The sequence below is a fragment of the Bradyrhizobium sp. SZCCHNRI3043 genome, from assembly GCF_032377735.1.
Lineage (GTDB): Bacteria > Pseudomonadota > Alphaproteobacteria > Rhizobiales > Xanthobacteraceae > Bradyrhizobium.
In genome coordinates, this window is record NZ_JAUHID010000001.1 from 1,147,648 (window position 1) to 1,167,752 (window position 20,105).

Below are 20,105 nucleotides of genomic sequence, written 5' to 3' on the forward strand. Positions count from 1 at the left end.
CATTGCGAGGAGCAACGCGACGACGCAATCCAGGGCTGCGCACTCGACTCTGGATTGCTTTGCTGCGCTCGCAATGACGAGGAAACAGTTGGAATGAAATCATGGAAGCCTTGGGTCTGCTGCTGCACGGGTTCGCGGTCCTCCTGACCTGGAAGACGCTGCTGCTGATGATGGTTGGGCTCGTGCTCGGCGTCTTCGTCGGCGTGCTGCCCGGGCTGGGGGGGCCCAACGGCGTCGCCATCCTGCTGCCGCTGACCTTCTCAATGGACCCGACCTCGGCCATCGTGATGCTGTCCTGCATCTACTGGGGCGCGCTGTTCGGCGGCGCCATCACCTCGATCCTGTTCAACATTCCCGGCGAGGCGTGGTCGGTGGCGACCACTTTCGACGGCTATCCGATGGCGCAGCAGGGCAAGGCGGCGGAGGCGCTGACAGCCGCCTTCACCTCGTCGTTCATCGGCTCGCTGGTCGCGGTGATGCTGATCACCTTCCTGGCGCCCTGGATCTCGTCCTTCGCGCTGAGGTTCGGTCCGCCCGAGTTCTTCGCGGTCTATCTGCTGACCTTCTGCTCGTTCGTCGGGCTGGGGCGTGAGGACAAGCACAAGACTGTCATCGCGATGGCGCTCGGCCTGCTGCTCGCCGGCGTCGGCATGGACACCGTGTCCGGTCAGTTGCGGATGACCTTCGGCTCGACCGATTTGTTGCGCGGCATCAACTTCCTCGTCGCGGTCATCGGCCTGTTCGGCATCAGCGAGATCCTGCTGACGATGGAGGAGCGCCTGGCGCTGCGCGGCCACGCCGCGTCGATCTCGCTGCGCACCGTACTCGCGGTGTGGAAGGACCTGCCGAAGTATTGGATGACCCTGCTGCGCTCCTCGGTGATCGGCTGCTGGCTCGGCATCACGCCGGGCGGCGCGATTGCCGCCTCCTTCATGGGCTACAACCTCGCCAAGCGCTTCTCGAAGGATCCGGACAGTTTTGGCAAGGGCCGCATCGAGGGCGTGTTCGCGCCTGAGACGGCGGCGCATGCCTCGGGCACCGCGGCGCTGCTGCCGATGCTGGCGCTCGGCATCCCCGGCTCCGGCACCGCGGCGATCCTGCTCGGCGGCCTGATGGTCTGGGGTCTCAATCCCGGACCGCTGTTGTTCGTGGAGCACAAGGATTTCGTCTGGGGCCTGATCGCCTCGATGTATCTCGGCAATGTCGTCGGTCTCGTGCTGGTGCTCTCCACCGTGCCGATCTTCGCCTCGATCCTGCGCGTGCCGTTCGCGGCCGTCGCTCCGATGATCGTGGTGTCCTGCGCCATCGGCGCCTACGCGATCCAGAATGCGATGTTCGACGTCTGGCTGATGCTCGGCTTCGGCGTCGTCGGCTATGTCTTCAAGAAGATCAAGATCCCGCTGGCGCCGTTCACCTTGGCGCTGGTGCTCGGCAGCCGTGCCGAGGACGCGTTCCGGCAGTCGATGATCATCTCCGGCGGCAACATGAAGGTGTTCTGGGCGAACGGGCTGGTGGGCACCATAACGACGCTGGCGATCGTGCTGCTGTTCTGGCCGCTGATCGATCGTGTGATCGCGAGCTTCAGCAAGTCGGGAGCGCCGGCCGCGAAGGCCGAGGCTTAGTACGGTTGTCGCTGATCACCCGTGCCCTGCCAGCTGGACGCCTGCGGCTCGATCGGCTACGCCGCTCCTACCACGTGTAGCGCACGCTGCCCTTGCCGGCATAGGAACGGGTGACGCTCGAGAACTCGCCTTCGAACGTCGCCAAGGCGCTCCAGCCGTTCTGCCAGCTCATCTCGACCGAGGTCGTCGTCAGCGCGGAGTCGCGCGCCTGCGCGGCGCCGTTGACGACGAAGCTTGCGCCCGGCAGCGTCTGGAACGTCGCTGCGACCGAACGATCGGGATTGAAGTCGTGCGCCCAGGCGAGGCGGCCGCGCAAGGTGAGGGCGCCGTCTGCCAGCGCATAGGACTTGTCGGTGCGCAGGCCGAATTCGGTACGTGTGTCGGTGACGGTCTTGCCGGTGTAGCTCAGCGCGAAGGTCGACGTGCCGGAGATGGCCTGCTCCACATAGGCCGGTAGGCGCAGGCTCGTCACCTGCGCAGCCGCGTAAGGCGTGAGGCCGATGCCGCCTATGGGAGCGACGAAGCGCGTGCCGCCCTCGATGCGGCCGATCCAGGCATTGGCTTGATAGGTCGCGCGCAGCCGGTCGGCACCGGAGATGGTGACGGTGCGATCCGCGGTGACGTCCTGCCAGCCATAGGCCAGGGCCGCTCTCAGATAGCTCGGGCCGATATGATGATGCAGATAGGCGCCGGCCTGGAACAGATCGGAGCGGCCGGAGCCGAGGCCGTTGACGCTGAAGCTGGTGCCGCCGCCGCCGAGCGCGAAGCCCGCAATCGTGCGCGGTGCGATCCGGTAGTCGACGCCGACGGCGGTGCCGGCGATGCGGCTGGTGGTATCGTTGGAACCGACGACTGCATTGCCGCTGGTCGTTTGCGAGCCGCCGAAGCCCGCCGCCCAGACATTCCAGCGCTGCGCAAAGTCGGCCGGCCTGTCGTCAGTCAGCATCGCGAAAGCATCGGTGCGCTTGCGGGATGTGTCAGCATAGCTGATCGCGCCCCCGCCGCTGGCTTGACGTTGTGCGAAGGGATCGGTCAGCAGGCTGGCGAACTGGCTCATGGCGTTGAACGTGGTCTGTTGCACGCCGGTGGCGCTCTCGCCGGACGCCTGCGTGAGGCCCGCCTGGTTCAACTTGCCGAACACGACGGGAATATCGCCGGTGCGATCGAAGAACGCCGACAGCGTATCGCCGACCGTCTTCTGATTGCCGTTGAGTCCGCCGGGCACGGCGAAGGCGAGGATCAGATCGAGATAGACGTTGTTGGCGTCGTAGCTCAGGCTGGTCTTGAAGCCGGAGGGCAGGTTGGTCTTCACCACCGATCCGAAGCCGCCCGAGATGCCGCCGCTCGTCGTCAGGATGGTGTAGCGCTTGTCGATATAGCCGCCGCCGGTGCCGAACACGGCGTTGACGGTGGCTCCGCCGAGGGTGGCCGATCCGGTGACGCTCGCGAATGAGGCCGTGGTCGGATCGAGCTGCACCAGATAGTACGCACCGGACTGGAAGGCGAGATTGCCGACGATGGTCATCGACGAGCCGGCGGTGCCATTGCCGGGCGCCAGCGTGCCGCTGGCATTGATGCCGACCGTCATCGGGGGATCGACGAGACCCGCACCCGTCAGGGTGCCGCCGGCATTCACGGTCACCCCAGAGGTGTTCATGATCGCACCTTCGACGTCGAGCACGCCGCCGTTGATGGTCGTCGCCCCGGTGTAGCTGCTGGTGCCTGACAAGGTCAGGATGCCCACGCCGACCTTGGTGAGCCCGCCCGTGCCCGAAATCGTCCCGCCGAGTGTCGCGTTGTTGCCGTTGGTATCGAACGTGCCGCCGCCGGCATTGAGGGTCACGGTCCGGTTGGAGCTGAAGCCGGCGAGATATTGCAGCGTGCCGCCACCGAACGACACGCTGCCGGAAGCATCGCCGAGATTGGCATCTGATGACACCGCGAGCGCGCCCTGGTTGATGCTCCACGGCGTAACCTCGGTCGTCGTGCCGGTCAGCGTCCAGGTCGCGGTGCCCGTCTTCACGAAACTCGAGAAGCCCTGGAATTGCGCGGTCGCACCGATCGTGGAAACGTCGAAGCTGCCGTTCGCGGCGCCACCGAGCCGGAACGTATCGGTGCCGGTGCCGACGACATTGCCATTGATGATCGAGCTCGCCCAGATCTCCAGCACGTTGCTGCCGCCGGTGAAGCTGATGGCGGCGGGGGCCACGAAGAATCCGAAGCCGTTACCGCGCGAGATCGTGCCGCTGTTGATGATCGCGAGATTGGCGCCGATGACGCCCGCACCGGCCCTTCCAGCCGTGCCGGAGCGACTAGTATCCGTCGCGCCGGCCACGCCTGCGTCGCCGCCGGTGATGGTGCCGGAGTTGATCAGCGTGCCGTCCGCGGCGAAGGCGACGCCGGCGGCACCACTACCACCGTCGCCACTCGCATTCGGTTGGGTGCTGGATGGCGCCTCACCACCATTTCCGCCGCCACCGCCTTTGATGGTGCCGGCGTTGTTCAGCACGACGCCGCTTCCCGTCAGAAAGATACCGTAACCGCCCTGGCCGCCATTGCCACCCCAGCCATTCACGACGACATTTAGCGAGGCAGCCGCGCCGCCATTGCCGCCCTTGCCTCCCGTGATGCTGCTGCCATTGCTGTAGGTGAGCCCGTTGCCATCGACGACCACCCCGTATCCGCCGGCGCCGCCGCCGCCACCGCCGAAATCCCCGGTGGTGGCGCCGCCACGTCCACCATTGCCGCCCGACACCGCTGCAGAGTTGCTCGTGTCCGTGGTTACGACGGCGCCATGTGCGCCACCACCACCTCCGCCTCCGCTGTGAATCGAGAAGCCGCTTTGACCGCTTATTCCGTTGGCGCCCGGACCGATCCCGCCGCTGCCACCCGGTGCGGCACCGGTCGAATCGCTGCCGCCGGCCCCGCCGAGTGTGCCGGCGCCGCCACCGCCGCCGCCTCGGGTAGGAATAGGTGCATTGGCGCCGACATTTCCAACGGCCGTGGCCGAGCTGGCACCGCCATTGGCGAAGGTGTCCTGGCCGCTGCCGCCGGCGCCGCCTCTGGTGGCCTGCGCAATGGCTGGCGCCGCCGCAAGCACCGGGGTGACCAGCGCGGCCGCTGACAACCAGCACAACCGCCTCGACCGCGAGACCGTATGGGGACCGGATCGGTTTGCGATCAGCACGTCGGCCTTTGCATCTTCGCGATTGAATCCATGTCATGCAGACGCCGTCAGGCGCCTCCCATCGTGCCAGACGGCATTTCGTCAAGAGCAGCCAAGATCGCCTTGGCGGGTACTGTGATTTTTTGGGTGGATTTCGAGATGGCCTAAGTTCGTCGCTGCCTGTGACCGTCGTGCAACACTCGATACGAACCAGCCTTCGCTCCCGGTTGTGCGTGGTCGTTCCGCAATCGAATGGCGCGCATGCGGCGGGCCATGTGCAGCATGGGCTGTGGCATCAGCGATCCTGCCTCAAACGCTGCGGATAGACCGCGACGAGCACCTGAATTGCCCAGATTCTCCCTGCGCGTCAGCCTCGCGGACCGAGCAGACCAAACGCGGCGGGTGAACAGGCCACGCTGAGGCTCCAACGACCATCGGCATCAGTTGCGAGTTTCTGATTGGGACCATGCCGTAATTGGTTTGCGGATTGTGGTGGATAGAGCTTGGCTGGGAACACCAAAACAATCGTACCGATGTTCGAAGCCGTCCGGCGCTTCTCCAGAGGTTGTGTCTTTGCGATGACAGCTTTTTAGGCAGGAGAGTGGTAGGCTTCATTCATGGGCAGTTCTGAACTGCTCACGCGCGGTGCCTGATCTCTGGTCATCGCGCCCTGATGTTTCCTCCCGAGACGATCCCTTGCCCGGCGCTTGCGTCGGGCTTTTTTTGCGTTCGGTGGATCAGAGTTCGCAGCTCATCCCGGTTGCGCCTCGAAATGAAAAAGCCTCCGTCCGGCTTCTCGGAAGGAGGCTTTGGGCAAAGGCGATGTAGGAAAGAGAGCGCGCGAACCCGAGGAAGGTCAGCTTCAGTTGGCCTTCTCGGCCACCGGCATGTGGTACCAGTCGGACTCGTTGTCGAGCATCGTCTCGTCGAACGGCAGAGCGCCGGGGTGATTCAAAGCGGCTCCGTTGACGTCGCGCACGATGTTCATCGCCGTCAGAAACTCGTTCAACTCGGATGCGCTCATGATCCGCTACTCCTCACACGCACGGGCCCCGAGGGGGTCCGCGATCAACTGATGCGAAGAGATTAACCCGATCTTGCCTTGGCCTCAATCCGGCCAAGTCTGAAGTTCCAACGTGGTGACATCTGGGCCACAGCGGCGGGATGCCGCAGCTTGGACATATTGCACCTGCTCACACGACGCGATGCAGTCGGAGATCGGCGATCTCGCCGTCGGTGAAGCCGAATTCGGACAGGATCTCCTCGGTCTGCTCGCCGAATTCCGGCGGCCGCGCCGCCATCCGGCTGGGCGTGCGTGACAGGGTGAAGGGCTGCGCCACCAGCGTGATGTGGCGGCCGTCGTCGTTCGGCACCGGCTGCGCCATGCCGAGATGCTTGACCTGCGGGTCCTCGAACATCTGATCGATGGCGTAGATCGGCCCGCACGGCACGCCCGCGGCATTCAGCTCGGCGACCCATTGCTCGCTCGTCTTGGCGAGCGTGCGTGCGTTGATCTCGGCATTGAGCGCGTCGCGGTTCTTCGAACGCGCCGGTGCCGTCGCGTAGTCCGGATTGTCGATCCATTGGGAGGCACCGAGCGTCTGGCACAGCCGCTCCCAGATTCGGCCGCCGGTCGCGGCGATATTGATGTAGCCGTCGGAGGTCTTGAACACGCCGGTCGGGATGCTGGTCGGATGATTGTTGCCGGCCTGCGGCGCGACCTCCTTCTCCATCAGCCAGCGGGCGGCCTGGAAGTCGAGCATGAAGATCTGCGCCTGCAGCAGCGAGGTCTGGACCCACTGGCCCTCGCCGGAGACCTCGCGCTCGAGCAGCGCCGTGAGGATACCCATCGCGCAAGAGAGCCCTGCCGAGAGATCTGCGATCGGGATGCCCGCGCGCATCGGACCCTCGCCAGGTGCCCCGGTGATCGACATCAGCCCGCCCATGCCCTGCGCGATCTGGTCGAAACCGGGCCGCTTGGCATAGGGACCATCCTGGCCGAAGCCGGAGATGCTGCCATAGACGATGCGCGGATTGACCTTGCGCACCGCCTCATAGTCGATGCCGAGCTTGGTCTTGACGTCGGGCCGGTAGTTCTCGATCACGACGTCGGCTTTTTCGGCGAGCCGCATGAACACGTCGACGCCCTTCGGATCCTTCAGATTGAGCGTCATCGCGCGCTTGTTGCGATGCAGGTTCTGGAAGTCGGCGCCGCGGCGCGGGCCGCCAAGCGCTTCGCCGCCATCCTCCATCATGGCGTCGATCTTGATGACGTTGGCGCCCCAATCGGCGAACTGCCGCGCGCAGGTCGGGCCGGCGCGCACCCGCGTCAAATCGAGGACAGTGAAGCGGGACAGGGCTTTGGATGCGCGCGGGAAGGCCATGCGGACGAACTCCGAGAGAGGCGACATGGCTGTATAGGAGAGCGCGCGCAGCGCGACAATTGCGCGGACAGCGGTGCGTGCCGCGCTGCTCATGCCGCTGGTGCAGGGCTTCTACTTGAGCGGAACTTGCGCGCGCTCACCGCTCGTCGGCGATCACCTTGCCATCGTTGGGCAGCGTGCCCGGCGCGACCAGCTCGACTTGGCCGCTGAGCTTGGTGACGCTGCGCAGGCTGGCGGCCAGCGCCTCTTGCAGGTCGGCTGCGGGCGCCGCGCACTCGGCCTTCAAGGTCATCGCGTCGGTCTCGCCGGCACGGGTTACGACCAGGCGGAGGCGGCCGAGCTCCGGGTGGCGCTTGCCGATCTCGGCGACCTGCTCGGGGCGCACGAACATGCCCTTGATCTTGGTGGTCTGGTCGGCGCGCCCCATCCAGCCCTTGATCCGCATGTTGGTGCGGCCACACGGACTGAGACCCGGGAGAGCGGCGGTGAGATCGCCGAGTGCCAGGCGAATCCAAGGATGGTGGGGATCGAGCGAGGTGACGACGATCTCGCCGACATCGCCCTCTTGGACCGGATCGCCGGTGCCGGGCCGGACGATCTCGAAGATCAGGTCCTCGTTGACCACCATGCCCTCGCGCGCGGCGGTCTCGTAGGCGACGATGCCAAGATCGGCGGTGCCGAACGCCTGATAGGCGTCGATGCCGCGGCCCTTGATCTCGGCCTGCAGCGATGGCGGGAACGCCGCGCCCGACACCAGCGCGCGCTTGATCGAGGAGACGTCGCGACCGGCGCTGGCGGCGCCGTCGAGCAGGATCTTCAAGAAGTCCGGCGTGCCGCTGTAGCCGATCGGCCGGTAGGCCTCGATCAGCTCGAACTGCGCCTCGGTGTTCCCAGGCCCCGCCGGGATCACCGCGCAGCCGAGCGCGCGCGCCGAGGCGTCGAAGATGAAGCCTCCGGGCGTGAGGTGATAGCTGAAGGTGTTCAGCACGACGTCGCCGGGACGGAAGCCGGAGGCAAACAGCGCGCGGGCGCCGCGCCAGGGATCGTTGTGCGCCGCCTCCGGTTCGAAGATCGGCCCGGGCGACGTGAACAGGCGCGAGAACGCGCCGGGCGCCTGCGCGACGAAGCCGCCGAATGGCGGGGCCGCCTTGTGCAGGGCAGGCAGCTCGGATTTGCGCAGCACCGGCAGTTGCGCGAGCGCAGCGCGCGTCGTGATGTCCTGGGGATCGATGCCCTGCAGCAGCGCGGCATAGGCCGGCGCCTTCATCGCCGCGTGCAGCACGTCGGGCAGGCGGCCGAACAGATCCTGCTCGCGGGCTGCGGGATCACGGGTTTCGAGGGCGTCGTAGTGGGTCATCGTACCCAGTCCTTGAATCTTGCGGTCGTCATGGCCGGGCTTGTCCCGGGCATCCACGTCGTTCGTCGTTGCGGCTCGCGCGTGGATGGCCGGGTCAAGCCCGGCCATGACGAGGAGAGAGTTCGGCTACAGCCACCGCTTCCGCCGCTTGAAGCTCTTCAGGTTCTTGAAGCTCTTGCGCTGGTCGCCGGCGCCGCCGAGGTAGAACTCCTTGACGTCCTCATTGTCGCGCAAGGCATCCGCGGTGCCGTCGAGCACCACCTTGCCCTGTTCCATGATGTAGCCGTGGCTGGCGACCGACAGCGCCGCGCGCGCGTTCTGTTCGACCAGCAGGATGGTGACGCCGAGATCGCGGTTGATCTCCTTGATGATCGCGAACACCTCCTTGACCAGCAGCGGCGACAGGCCCATCGACGGCTCGTCCATCAGGATCATCTTCGGCCGCGCCATCAGCGCGCGCCCGATCGCCAGCATCTGCTGCTCGCCGCCGGAGAGATAGCCCGCGAGGCCGGTGCGCTCCTTCAGCCGCGGGAAATAGTTGAACACCATCTCGATGTCGCTGTTGACCTCGCGATCGCTGCGCGTGAAGGCGCCGAGCTTGAGGTTCTCCAGCGAGGTCATGTCGGAGACGATGCGGCGTCCTTCCATCACCTGGAAGATGCCGCGACGGACGATCTTCTCCGGATCGATGCCGTCGATGCGCGCGCCGTCGAACATGATCTCGCCGCGCGTCACCTCGCCGTCCTCGGTCTTCAAGAGGCCGGAGATCGCCTTCAACGTCGTCGACTTGCCGGCGCCGTTGGCGCCGAGCAGCGCGACGATCGCGCCCTTGGGCACATCGAGGCTGAGCCCGCGCAGCACCAGGATGACGTCGTCATAGACGACCTCGATGTTGCGGACGGAGAGCAGGGGGGCGGGTGCCCCAGCAGTTGCGGCCGTCCGCAGATTTTCCAGTGTATCGGTCATGGCGACACTCTATCCGTCGTCATGCCCGGGCTTGACCCGGGCATCCACGCCTATCAGCGTGTGAAGCAAGACGTGGATGGCCGGGGGATTGTGCAAAGACGCGCTTCGCGCTTCTGCCCGGCCATGACGCTGGTGTAAGGAACTACCACCCAGCCCATTCGGCTTTGCGCGGCAGCTCGATGGTCTTCACCTTCTCGAGCTTGATCACGCCCTTGGCCATGAGCTCGTTGAGGTCGCCATCCGTCGGACCCGTCACGCGCGCGCGATAGAGGTCGACTTTCATGGTGCCGCGATGATCCTTGTCGGTCCAGGTCGAGGGGCTGCAGACGCCTTCCATGCCGGCCGGCACCCAGTCCTTCTTCTGGTAGAAGCCCTTGGCGACGTTCTCGCCGGTGGCGCCGCCGTTCTTCGCAGCCCACTCGATCGCCTCCTTCATGTAGAGCGACGAGCAGACTGCGGCGACGTAGTGCACCGGGCGGTAGACCTTGCCGGTCGGGTCGGACATCTTCGAGATTTCCTGCACCGTCTTCATGCCCGGCGCATCGCCGCCCCAGGCCACCGAGGTGCGCAGCGGAAAGACGACGCCGTTGGCGGCATCGCCCGCGGTCTTGGCGGCGTTCTCGTCCATGCCCCAGACGTTGGACAGGAACTGCACCTCGACGCCGGCATTCTTGCAGGCCTTCATCACCGAGATGTTGGACGCCGCGGTGTTGCCCAGATAGGCGTAGTTCGCGCCCGAGCTCTTCAGGCTCAGGCACTGCGCGCTGTAGTCGCCGGGCGCGAGCGCGAACACCAGCGGCGGCAGCACCTCGAAGCCGAGCTCGGTGGCGAGCGCTTCGCCCGCAGCCTTCGGCGCGTTGGGATAGGGGTGGTTGGCGCCCATGTGGACGAATTTCGGCTTGCCCGGCTTGCCCTTGGCCTTCCAGTCCTCGGCCGCCCAGGTCAGCTCGGCGCGCAGCGCGTCCGAGTAGCTCGGGCCGTAGAAAAAGTTATACGGGGCGGGCTTGGCCTTGCCGCTGGTGCCTTCGGGGTCGGTCAGCGCGGCGGCGTAGGAGCCCGACATGTCAGGGATCTTGTCGTTGGCGAGGAAGCCGGTCAGCGCCTCGGTGTCCGCGGTGCCCCAGCCCATGATCGCCGCGACCTTGTTGTCCGGCGCCGACCACTTCTTGTACAGTGCGATCGCGCGCGGCACCTGGTAGCCATAGTCGTTGCTATCGACCGCGAGCTGCTTGCCGCCGATGCCGCCGTTCTTGTTGACCCAGGCGAAGCTGTCGACGACGGCCTGGCCATAGGGTGTACCGACGTCGGACGTGCCGCCCGACAGATCCTGCAGATGGCCGATCGCGATCTGCTGCGCCTGCGCCGTTGAAGCGAAGGCGCCTGCGAGCAGCGCGAGAGCCGCCGAGCCCAGCAATGATTTCATCGTCATAGTGCTTCCTCCTGTGGTGCGTTCGGGCCGGATTGTCGCCGGTCCCTGTTGGTTGAGTTCAATGTGAGAACGGATAAAGCTTCCAGTATGTCTTGATCTGTCGCCAGCGATGCGCCAGCCCGTCCGGCTCGAACATCAGGAAGGCGATGATGATCAGGCCGATTGCGATCTCGCGCAAAAAAGTGATGTTGTTGTTGAGCGCGAGCGCCTTGTCGATGGCACTGCCCTTCAGATTGTGGCTGAGCCACTCCATCGATTCCGGCAGCAGCACGACGAACGTGGTCCCCATCAATGTGCCCATGATCGATCCGGTGCCGCCGATGATGATCATGGCCAGGAAGAGGATCGAGCGCTCGATGCCGAAACCCTCCTGCGAGATCACGAGCTGGTAATGCGCGTAGAGCGCGCCCGCGATGCCGGCGAAGAAGGCGGCGAGGCCGAACGAGAGCGTGCGATATTTGGTCAGGTTGATGCCCATGATCTCGGCGGAGAGATAATGGTCGCGGATCGCGATCAGTGCGCGGCCGTCGCGGGTGCGCATCAGGTTGGTGACCAGGAGGTAGCAGACCACGACATAGGCCAGCACGACATAGAAATATTGCCGGTCGCCGCGCAGCGTGTAGCCTAGAATCGAGAACGGATTGGCCGAGGCCGGCACCGAGCCGCCGGAGAACCATTCGGCGCGGGAGAAGAAGTCGAGCAGGATATATTGCGCAGCGAGGGTGGCGATGACGAGATAGAGCCCCTTCAGCCGCGCTGCCGGAAGGCCGAAGATCAGACCAACGAGGGCCGTGATCACGCCCGCGAGCGGGATCGCGAAGAACACCGGGATGGCATAGGTGTTGTTGATGTAGGCCGAGGTGAAGGCGCCGAGCAGGAAGAAGCCGGCCTGGCCGATCGAGATCTGGCCGGTGAAGCCGACCAGGATGTTGAGGCCAAGCGCCGCGATCGCGAAGATGCCGATCTGGATCGAGACCGACAGCCAGTATTCGGAGAACGCCTGCGGCGCGAAGCACAAGAGGATCACGCCCGCAATCGCGAAATTGCGGCTGGTTCTGGTCGGGAAGATCGTGGTGTCGGCCGCGTAGGAGGTGCGGAAGTCACCGGCGGGGATCGTGGAACGTGCGACCATGGCGGGCTCTATCTCGCCTGAGGCTTGAATTGAGTCATGGGCGCGCCCTTCTGTTTTGTTTGAGCATGATCGTTACCGAAAACCGGCCTCCACTTTTCGGCGATCATGCTCATATCCGCTCGATGTCTTTGGTGCCGAACAGGCCGTAGGGCTTGATCATCAGGATGATGATCAGGACGTAGAACGGCGCGATCTCGTAGAGATTGCCCCAGTGCAGATACTGGCTGTCGACATATTGCGCGATGTTCTCCAAGAGGCCGATGATGATGCCGCCGAGCACGGCGCCGCCGACGGAGTCGAGGCCACCGAGGATCGCCGCCGGAAACACCTTGATGCCGTAGGCCGACAGGCCGGAGGAGACGCCGTTGACCACGGCGACGACGACGCCGGCCACGGCGGAGACAGTCGCCGAGATCGCCCAGGCCATCGCGAACACGTTCTTGACGGAGATGCCGAGCGACTGCGCGACCTGCTGGTTGAAGGCGGTGGCCCGCATCGCAAGGCCGTATTTGGAAGCCTTGAAGAACCACGCCATGCCAAGCATCATCAGGACCGACACCGCGAGGCTCATGACGTAGACCGTTTGGATTTGCAGTCCGAACAGGTCGACGGACGTGCTGGCGAACACCGGCGGGAACGGCTGCGGGTTAACGCCGAACATCCATTTCAGCGCCGCCTGGAACACGGTCGACAGACCGATCGTGACCATGATGACGGAGATGATGGGCTCGCCGATCATAGGCCGGAGGATCACGACCTGGATCGCGATGCCGAACGCGAACATGAAGAACAGCGTGAGCGGCATGCCCACCCAGAACGGCACTTGATATTTCGTCAGCAATGCCCAGCACACCCAGGCGCCGATCAGGAGCAGCTCGCCTTGCGCGAAATTGACGACCTGCGTCGCCTTGTAGATCAGCACAAACGACATCGCGACCACGCCGTAGAGCGTGCCGACCACGAGGCCGTTGACGAGGAGTTGGAGGAGGAAGGCGGTGTTCATGATCGGTCTCACTCGTCATCGCCGGGCTTGACCCGGCGATCCATCGCATCAGAGATCTTCCCAATAGGATGGATGCGCGGGTCGAGCCCGCGCATGACGATCTCATGTGACGGAAGACTCATCACTCCGCGGCCTCCGCCATGGGTCCATGGCCGCCGAGGTCGACGACCTTCAGCGTGGTGCGGATGCGCTGGGTGGTGCCGTCCTGGAAACGGATGATGGTGTCCACCGGGATGTCCGGCTTGCCGCCATAGATTCCGTCGATGATGCCGGCGTATTTCTCGTTGATGACGCTGCGGCGGACTTTGCGGGTGCGGGTCAGCTCGCCGTCGTCGGCGTCGAGCTCCTTGTAGAGCAGGAGGAAGCGGGCGATGCGCTGCGCCGGGGGCAAGGTCGCGTTGACCGTTTCCACTTCCCGCTGCAGCAGCGCATAGACCTCGTTGCGCGAGGCGAGATCGGAGTAGGTGGTGAACGCGATGCGGTTCTTCTCCGCCCATTTCGAGATGATCGAGTAGCGGATGCAGATCATCGCCGCCAGATGCTCGCGGCCGGCACCGAGCACGACGGCTTCCGCAATGTAGGGCGAGAATTTCAGCTTGTTCTCGATATATTGCGGCGAGAAGCGTTCGCCGCGTGCGGTCTCGGCGAGATCCTTGATGCGGTCGATGACGACGAGCTGCTTCTCTCGGTTGAAATAGCCGGCATCGCCCGAGTGCATCCAACCGTCCTTGACGTCGGCGGTCGAGGCCTCCGGGTTCTTGTAGTAGCCCAAGAACATGTTCGGGTGGCGCACCAGGATCTCGCCGATGCCCTGGCTGTCGGGCTGGTCGATCTTGATCTCGATGTCCTGGGACATCGGCACGCCGGTCGTGTCGGGATCGACCTTGTCGTCGGGGTGCAGCGTGTAGGCCCCGAGCAGCTCGGTCTGGCCGTAGAGCGTGCGCAGGGGCACGCCCATGGCGCGGAAGAACTTGAACGTGTCGGGCCCGAGCGCGGCGCCGCCGGTGGCGGCCGAGCGCAGCCGGGTGAAGCCGAGCCGGTCGCGCAGCGCACGGAACAGCAGCAGATCGGCAAAGCTCGAATGCTGACCCTTCTCCAGCGCGGCGAGGCCGGTCGACATGCCCAGATGATAGAGCCGCTGCTTCAGCGGCGAGGCGTCCATGACGGCGGCACGAACGTCGGCCGCGATCTGCTCCCACACCCTTGGTGCGAACAGCACGAAGGTCGGCGCGATCTCGCGGAAGTCGTTCATCATCGTATCCGGCTCTTCGACGAAGTTGACCTTCATCCGGCAGAGCAGACCTTTGCCGAGCACATAGACCTGTTCCATGATCCAGGGCAGCGGCAGCACCGAGACGTATTCATCGTTGGGGCCCTTGGGATCGAAGCTGAGATAGGTGGCGCAGTGTTTCAGCACGCGCGCCGCCGAGAGCATCGCGAGCTTGGGATGCGATGTCGTGCCCGAGGTGGTGCAGAGGATCGCGACGTCATCGCCATTTGTCGCATCGACCATGTGGTCGTAGAGGCCGGGCTCGCGCGCCGCTCTGTTGCGGCCGAGCTCGGCGAGCTTGTCGGCCGGCAGCAGCCGGGGATCGTCATATTTGCGCATGCCGCGCGGATCGGAATAGACGATGTGCTTGAGCACCGGCACGCGGTCGGCGAGGTTCAAGAGCTTGTCGACCTGCTCCTCGTCCTCGGCGAAGACCAGCCGCGCCTCGCCATAGTTCAAGAGATAGGCCGCCTCGTCATCGAGCACGTCGCGATAGAGGCCCAGGCTCAAGGCCCGGATCGCGTGGGTCGCGATTTCGGCCGCGACCCAGTCCGGCCGGTTGTCGCCGATGATTCCGATCACATCGTCCTTGCCGAGCCCGAGCTCGACCATGCCGAGCGCGAAGTCGCGCACCCGCGCCTGGTAGTCGACCCAGGTGAAGGTCCTCCACAGCCCGAGATTCTTCTCGCGCAGCGCAATCTCCTTGCCGTGCTCGCTTGCATTGAGGCGCAGCAGCTTCGGATAGGTGTCGGCCTGCCGGACGCGCCCTGCATAGTCCATCATGCCGCGTCCTCCGCGATGGACGGCGCCTCGTCGGGATCGACCAGCAGCTCGTCCTCCTCGCCGAGATAGGCGCGCTTGACGTGGGGATCGGCGAGCACGGCGGCCGGGTCGCCTTCGGCGATCTTGCGGCCGAAATCGAGCACCATGACGCGATGGGAGATGTCCATGACCACGCCCATGTCGTGCTCGATCATCACGACCGTCATGCCGAATTCCTCGTTGAGGTCGACGATGTAGCGCGCCATGTCCTCCTTCTCCTCGAAGTTCATGCCGGCCATCGGCTCGTCGAGAAGGATGAGATGTGGCTCGAGCGCCATCGCGCGCGCCAGCTCGACGCGCTTGCGCAAACCGTAGGAGAGGGTGCCGGCCGGCGCCTTGCGCACCGACTGCAGGTCGAGGAAGTCGATGATCTGCTCGACCTTCTCCCGATGCTTCAACTCCTCCCGCCGTGCGCCGGTGAGCCAGTAGAGCGAGCCGGTGAGGAAGTTGTTCTTCAAGAGGTGATGCCGCCCGACCATGATGTTGTCGAGCACGCTCATGTGGTGGAACAGCGCGAGGTTCTGGAAGGTGCGGCCGATGCCGATGTTGGCGCGCGCGCTCGGCGGCAGGCCGGTGATGTCGCGGCCGCGATGGAACAGGCGGCCTTCGGTCGGCTTGTAGCGGCCGGAGATGCAGTTGACGATCGAGGTCTTGCCGGCGCCGTTGGGGCCGATGATCGAGAACAGCTCGCCTTCGCGCACGCCGAAGCTAACGTCGGTCAGGGCTCTCACCCCACCGAAACGCAGCGAGACTCCGCGCGCTTCCAACGTATAGTCCAAGTCGTCCTCCCGAACTGTCTTCGGCGCTTGGCGCGCTCTTCAGGCATCGTGTCGTGCGACGTTAGGCTCGTCGCATCGGTTGCAATCCTATCCCGGGCATGAGTTCCGCGCCATCCGACGAATGACGGGCCACCCGAGCGGGTGCATTTTGCCGCATCTCAGGCGCGCGTCATCCCATCCCGGGATGCGCGAGTCGAAGGCGGTGGTCCTCGATAGGGGAAAGCGCTATCAGGAACTGTCTTGCGCCTGACATTTCCCAGGCAAATTTCACCGCAGGATTGTTGCGATGCAATATGGTCGCCGCGAGCTTCCACGAGACGAGATGACGGCTTGATCTCTTCCGATACCCTTCTGCGCATCGCGCCATGGTCCCGCCATTTGAAGCCCGAGGAAATCGACACCGCCTCGTCCGGCATCGTCGAGCGTTCCTATGCGGCCAACGAGCACATCTTCGTTCGCGGCGACCCGTTCGAATACTGGACCGGTATCGTCACCGGTCTGGCACGCATGAGCACGGTGTCACGCGGCGGCAAGGCCACCACCTTCGCCGGCATGTCGGCGGGCGCCTGGTTCGGCGAGGGCAGCGTGCTGAAGAACGAGCCGCGCCGCTATGATGTCGTGGCGCTGCGCGATACGCGCGTCGCGCTGATGGAGCGGCCGACCTTCATGTGGCTGTTCGAGAACAGCGTCGGCTTCAACCGCTTCCTCGTCACCCAGCTCAACGAGCGGCTCGGCCAGTTCATCGGCCTGGTCGAGGTCGGCCGCACGCTGGATGCGACGGCGCGGCTCGCCCGCAGCATCGCTTCGCTGTTCAATCCGATCCTCTACCCGAATACGACCCGTCACCTGGAGATCACCCAGGAGGAGATCGGCGCGCTCTCGGGCCTGTCGCGGCAGAATGCCAATCAATGCCTGAAGACGCTGGAGCGCGAAGGCCTGCTGCGCGTGGAATATGGCGGAGTGACGGTCATCGATCTCGACAGCCTGCGCTGTTACGGGGATTAGATTCCGCTTTTCGCAGGCCCCTTCAGGGTCTATCCGGCGCTGGTTCGTCGTTGAGCTTGACCCGCGGCCTCGGCTGTGGACTGCTCACCGGGAACTCCGGCCTTGAAGGGCCGAGACGGTGTTGGAGTGAGTATGGCGGGGCAGGATTGCAGCGGTCGCGTGGCGCTGATTACGGGCGTCACCGGCCAGGATGGCGCTTATTTGGCCGAATATCTGCTCGGCCTCGGCTACACCGTGCACGGCATCAAGCGGCGGTCGTCATCCTTCAATACCGCGCGGGTCGATCATCTTTACCAGGATCCGCACGAAGGCAACGTGCCGTTCCTGCTGCATTACGGCGACATGACCGATTCCACCAACCTGATCCGGCTGGTGCAGCAGATCCGCCCCGACGAGATCTACAATCTCGCCGCCCAGAGCCATGTCGGCGTCAGCTTCGAGAGCCCGGAATACACGGCCAATGCCGATGCGCTCGGGGTTCTGCGCTTGTTGGAAGCCATTCGCATTCTCGGCATGGAGAAGCAGACGCGCTTCTACCAGGCCTCGACCTCGGAGCTGTACGGTCTGGTGCAGGAGATCCCGCAGCGGGAGACCACGCCGTTCTATCCGCGCTCGCCCTACGGCTGCGCCAAGCTCTATGGCTACTGGATCACCGTGAACTATCGCGAGGCCTATGGGATGTTCGCCTGCAACGGCATCCTGTTCAACCATGAGAGCCCGATCCGTGGCGAGACCTTCGTGACCCGCAAGATCACCCGCGGCGTCGCCCGCATCGAGATCGGCCTGGAGGAGACGATCTATCTCGGCAATCTCGAGGCCAAGCGCGACTGGGGCCATGCGCGCGACTATGTCGAGGGCATGCATCGCATCCTGCAGGCCGATACGCCCGACGATTTCGTGCTGGCGACCGGTGAGGCCCATTCGGTGCGCGAGCTGGTCGAGCTCGCCTTCGCCGAGGTCGATCGCCGCATCGAATGGCGCGGCGAGGGGGTCGAGGAGACCGGGATCGACGCCAAGTCCGGCAAGGTGGTGGTGCGGATCGACCCGACCTATTTCCGCCCGACCGAGGTCGACCTCTTGATCGGCGATTGCAGCAAGGCGCGCGACAAGCTCGGCTGGAAACCGAGGACGAGCTTCGCCGAGCTGGTCAAGGAAATGGTCGCCAGCGATCTGTGCGCCGCGCGGCGGGAGGCGAGCATTGGCAACGCCGTTTGATCTCGGCGGCAAGCGTGTCTTCGTCGCGGGCCATCGCGGCATGGTCGGCAGCGCGCTGGTGCGGCGGCTGGCGAGCGAAGGCGTCGAGCTGCTGACGGTGCCGCGCAGCGAGGTCGATCTGCGCGATCAGGCGGCCGTGTTCGCATGGTTCGCGCGCGCCAGGCCGCAGGTCGTGTTCCTCGCTGCGGCGAAGGTCGGCGGCATCGTCGCAAACAACACGCTGCGCGCCGAGTTCATCTACGACAACATCGCGATTGCTGCCAATGTCATCCACGCCGCGCATGTGAACGGCGCCGAGAAGCTGATGTTTCTCGGCTCGTCCTGCATCTATCCCAAGCTCGCCCCCCAGCCGTTGCGCGAGGACGCGATGCTGACCGGGCCGTTGGAGCCGACCAACGAGCCCTATGCGATTGCCAAGATCGCCGGCATCAAGATGGTCGAGGCCTATCGCAGCCAGTACGGCGCCGACTTCATCAACGTGATGCCGACCAATCTCTATGGTCCCGGCGACAACTACCATCCTGAATACAGCCACGTCGTCGCGGCGCTGATCCGCCGCTTCCACGAGGCCAGGCTTGCCGATGCACCCGAGGTGGTCGTCTGGGGCACGGGAACGCCGCGGCGCGAATTCCTCTATGTCGACGACATGGCGGATGCCTGCGTGCATCTGATGAAGACCTATTCGGATTCGGAGCTGGTCAACATCGGCACCGGCGAGGACATCACGATCGCCGATTTCGCGCGCGTCGTTGCAGCGGCCGTCGGCTACACAGGAGCCATCGGCTTCGATACCTCAAGGCCCGACGGCACGCCGCGCAAGCTGCTCGACGTGTCACGGCTCTCGAAGCTGGGCTGGCGCGCCACGACCTCGCTTCAGGACGGCCTCGCGCGTGCGTATCAGTCGTTCCTCAAGGAGACGGGGCATGGCGCAGAGTAACATCCGTCCTTGCGAGCCGCGGCAGCGTCGAAGCCGTCCAGGACCGAACGTGAGACGCTGACTTGCTCCGCGAACCCCTGTCATTCGGCCGCGCGTCCCTCGGCGGCTCCTTGCACAGCCCCTATCTTGCTGCGCACCGCCTTGATCTCGCGCACCGGCGACGAGCCGAACATCCGGCCGTATTCGCGCGTGAACTGCGGCACACTCTCATAGCCGACGGCAAAGGCCGCGCTGCCTGCGGTCATGCCCTCCGCCAGCATAAGCCGTCGCGCCTCGATCAGCCGAAGCTGCTTCTGGAACTGGAGCGGCGACAGTGAGGTGAGGCTGCGGAAGTGCTGGTGGAATGACGACGGGCTCATGCCCGCGACGGCCGCCAATTGCTCGACCCGCAAGGGCCGTGCAAACTCGGTGCGCAGCACGGCCACTGCGCGTGCGATACGCTGCGCGTGGCCATCCGGCCAGCCGAGACGACGGATCGCCGTTCCATGCCGGCCGGTCAACAGCCAGTAGTGCATCTCGCGCAACAACTGTCCCCGCAGCACCGGTATCGATTCCGGACGATCGAGCAAGCGCATCAGACGTAGTGCAGCGTCGGCCACCTCGCGATCGGTCGGGTCGACTCGGACCGGCGCCTGGTCGTCTCCGCCGGCGTCATCCATCTGTGCCGAGAGATCGGTGAGAATCGCCGGATCGAGCTCGAGCACGAGCGAGAGATAGGGCGCCGCGATGCTTGCGCGCGTGATCTGGCTGACGGTCGGCACGTCGGCCGTGATCAACAGCGAATCCCCAACGGAAAAGCCGAAGCCCTGGCCGCCCATCGTGACATGCTTGCTCCCCTGCACGACGAGGCAGACCAGCGGCCGCGAGATCGCGTAGAGGAGGCCGCTGGGCGCGGTCGCCCGTACGGTCATCAGGCCCGGGATTGGTGTTTGGCCAATGCCGGCACCGTCGGCATGGGCTTCGGCGTGGCGGCCCACGGCGTGAAGGAGCGTGCTCATCATGGTCCGAGCCTAACCGG

At 65.0% G+C, this 20,105-nt stretch carries 15 protein-coding genes; 4 read left to right on the plus strand and 11 right to left on the minus strand.

The window, feature by feature from the left end; genetic code table 11:
* Window positions 1–101: 101 nt before the first annotated feature.
* Complete coding sequence (locus tag QX124_RS05530) at window positions 102–1,622, plus strand: tripartite tricarboxylate transporter permease (protein ID WP_315739008.1); 1,521 nt, start codon at window positions 102–104, stop codon at window positions 1,620–1,622.
* Window positions 1,623–1,689: 67 nt separating this feature from the next.
* On the opposite strand, the gene QX124_RS05535 is transcribed toward QX124_RS05530, so the two are convergent.
* The 10 genes from QX124_RS05535 to QX124_RS05580 form a co-directional block, all read right to left on the minus strand.
* Window positions 1,690–4,749: an autotransporter domain-containing protein gene (locus tag QX124_RS05535; protein ID WP_315796573.1), complete on the minus strand. Its 3,060-nt coding sequence runs from the start codon at window positions 4,747–4,749 to the stop codon at window positions 1,690–1,692.
* Window positions 4,750–5,650: 901 nt separating this feature from the next.
* On the minus strand, window positions 5,651–5,812 hold the full coding sequence (locus QX124_RS05540; protein WP_315739007.1) for a hypothetical protein: 162 nt from the start codon (window positions 5,810–5,812) through the stop codon (window positions 5,651–5,653).
* 169 nt (window positions 5,813–5,981) lie between these two features.
* The gene (locus tag QX124_RS05545; RefSeq protein WP_315777064.1) at window positions 5,982–7,172 is read right to left on the minus strand and encodes a CoA transferase; all 1,191 of its coding nucleotides are present in this window, start codon (window positions 7,170–7,172) and stop codon (window positions 5,982–5,984) included.
* Window positions 7,173–7,308: 136 nt separating this feature from the next.
* Window positions 7,309–8,529 carry a phenylacetate--CoA ligase family protein gene (locus QX124_RS05550; protein ID WP_315796574.1) on the minus strand — a complete coding sequence of 407 codons (1,221 nt, stop codon included), beginning with the start codon at window positions 8,527–8,529 and terminating at the stop codon, window positions 7,309–7,311.
* Between the two features lie 126 nt (window positions 8,530–8,655).
* Window positions 8,656–9,495: an ABC transporter ATP-binding protein gene (locus QX124_RS05555; RefSeq protein WP_315759165.1), complete on the minus strand. Its 840-nt coding sequence runs from the start codon at window positions 9,493–9,495 to the stop codon at window positions 8,656–8,658.
* Between the two features lie 142 nt (window positions 9,496–9,637).
* On the minus strand, window positions 9,638–10,924 hold the full coding sequence (locus QX124_RS05560) for an ABC transporter substrate-binding protein (protein ID WP_315759164.1): 1,287 nt from the start codon (window positions 10,922–10,924) through the stop codon (window positions 9,638–9,640).
* A gap of 58 nt (window positions 10,925–10,982) precedes the next feature.
* Window positions 10,983–12,056 (minus strand): branched-chain amino acid ABC transporter permease, encoded by a 1,074-nt coding sequence (locus QX124_RS05565; protein ID WP_315796575.1) that lies wholly within the window; start codon window positions 12,054–12,056, stop codon window positions 10,983–10,985.
* Window positions 12,057–12,165: 109 nt separating this feature from the next.
* On the minus strand, window positions 12,166–13,059 hold the full coding sequence (locus QX124_RS05570) for a branched-chain amino acid ABC transporter permease (RefSeq protein WP_315796576.1): 894 nt from the start codon (window positions 13,057–13,059) through the stop codon (window positions 12,166–12,168).
* A 121-nt stretch (window positions 13,060–13,180) separates the two neighbouring features.
* Window positions 13,181–15,112 (minus strand): long-chain fatty acid--CoA ligase, encoded by a 1,932-nt coding sequence (locus tag QX124_RS05575; RefSeq protein WP_315796577.1) that lies wholly within the window; start codon window positions 15,110–15,112, stop codon window positions 13,181–13,183.
* Complete coding sequence (locus QX124_RS05580; protein ID WP_315712912.1) at window positions 15,109–15,930, minus strand: ABC transporter ATP-binding protein; 822 nt, start codon at window positions 15,928–15,930, stop codon at window positions 15,109–15,111. Before QX124_RS05580 ends, QX124_RS05575 begins: the two co-directional genes overlap by 4 nt.
* 330 nt (window positions 15,931–16,260) lie before the next feature.
* Between QX124_RS05580 and QX124_RS05585 the strand changes: the two genes are divergently transcribed.
* The 3 genes from QX124_RS05585 (at window position 16,261) to QX124_RS05595 (ending at window position 19,087) form a co-directional block, all read left to right on the plus strand.
* Entirely contained in the window at window positions 16,261–16,935 is a 675-nt protein-coding gene (locus QX124_RS05585; protein ID WP_315777070.1) for a Crp/Fnr family transcriptional regulator, read from the plus strand.
* A gap of 159 nt (window positions 16,936–17,094) precedes the next feature.
* Window positions 17,095–18,150 carry a GDP-mannose 4,6-dehydratase gene (gene gmd / locus QX124_RS05590; RefSeq protein WP_409997659.1) on the plus strand — a complete coding sequence of 352 codons (1,056 nt, stop codon included), beginning with the start codon at window positions 17,095–17,097 and terminating at the stop codon, window positions 18,148–18,150.
* Window positions 18,134–19,087: a GDP-L-fucose synthase gene (locus QX124_RS05595; RefSeq protein WP_315796578.1), complete on the plus strand. Its 954-nt coding sequence runs from the start codon at window positions 18,134–18,136 to the stop codon at window positions 19,085–19,087. Before gmd ends, QX124_RS05595 begins: the two co-directional genes overlap by 17 nt.
* A gap of 80 nt (window positions 19,088–19,167) precedes the next feature.
* Here QX124_RS05595 and QX124_RS05600 read toward each other — a convergent pair whose 3' ends face one another.
* A complete protein-coding gene (locus QX124_RS05600; protein WP_315796579.1) occupies window positions 19,168–20,085 on the minus strand; it encodes an AraC family transcriptional regulator in 918 nt (305 codons plus the stop codon).
* Window positions 20,086–20,105 lie beyond the last annotated feature (20 nt).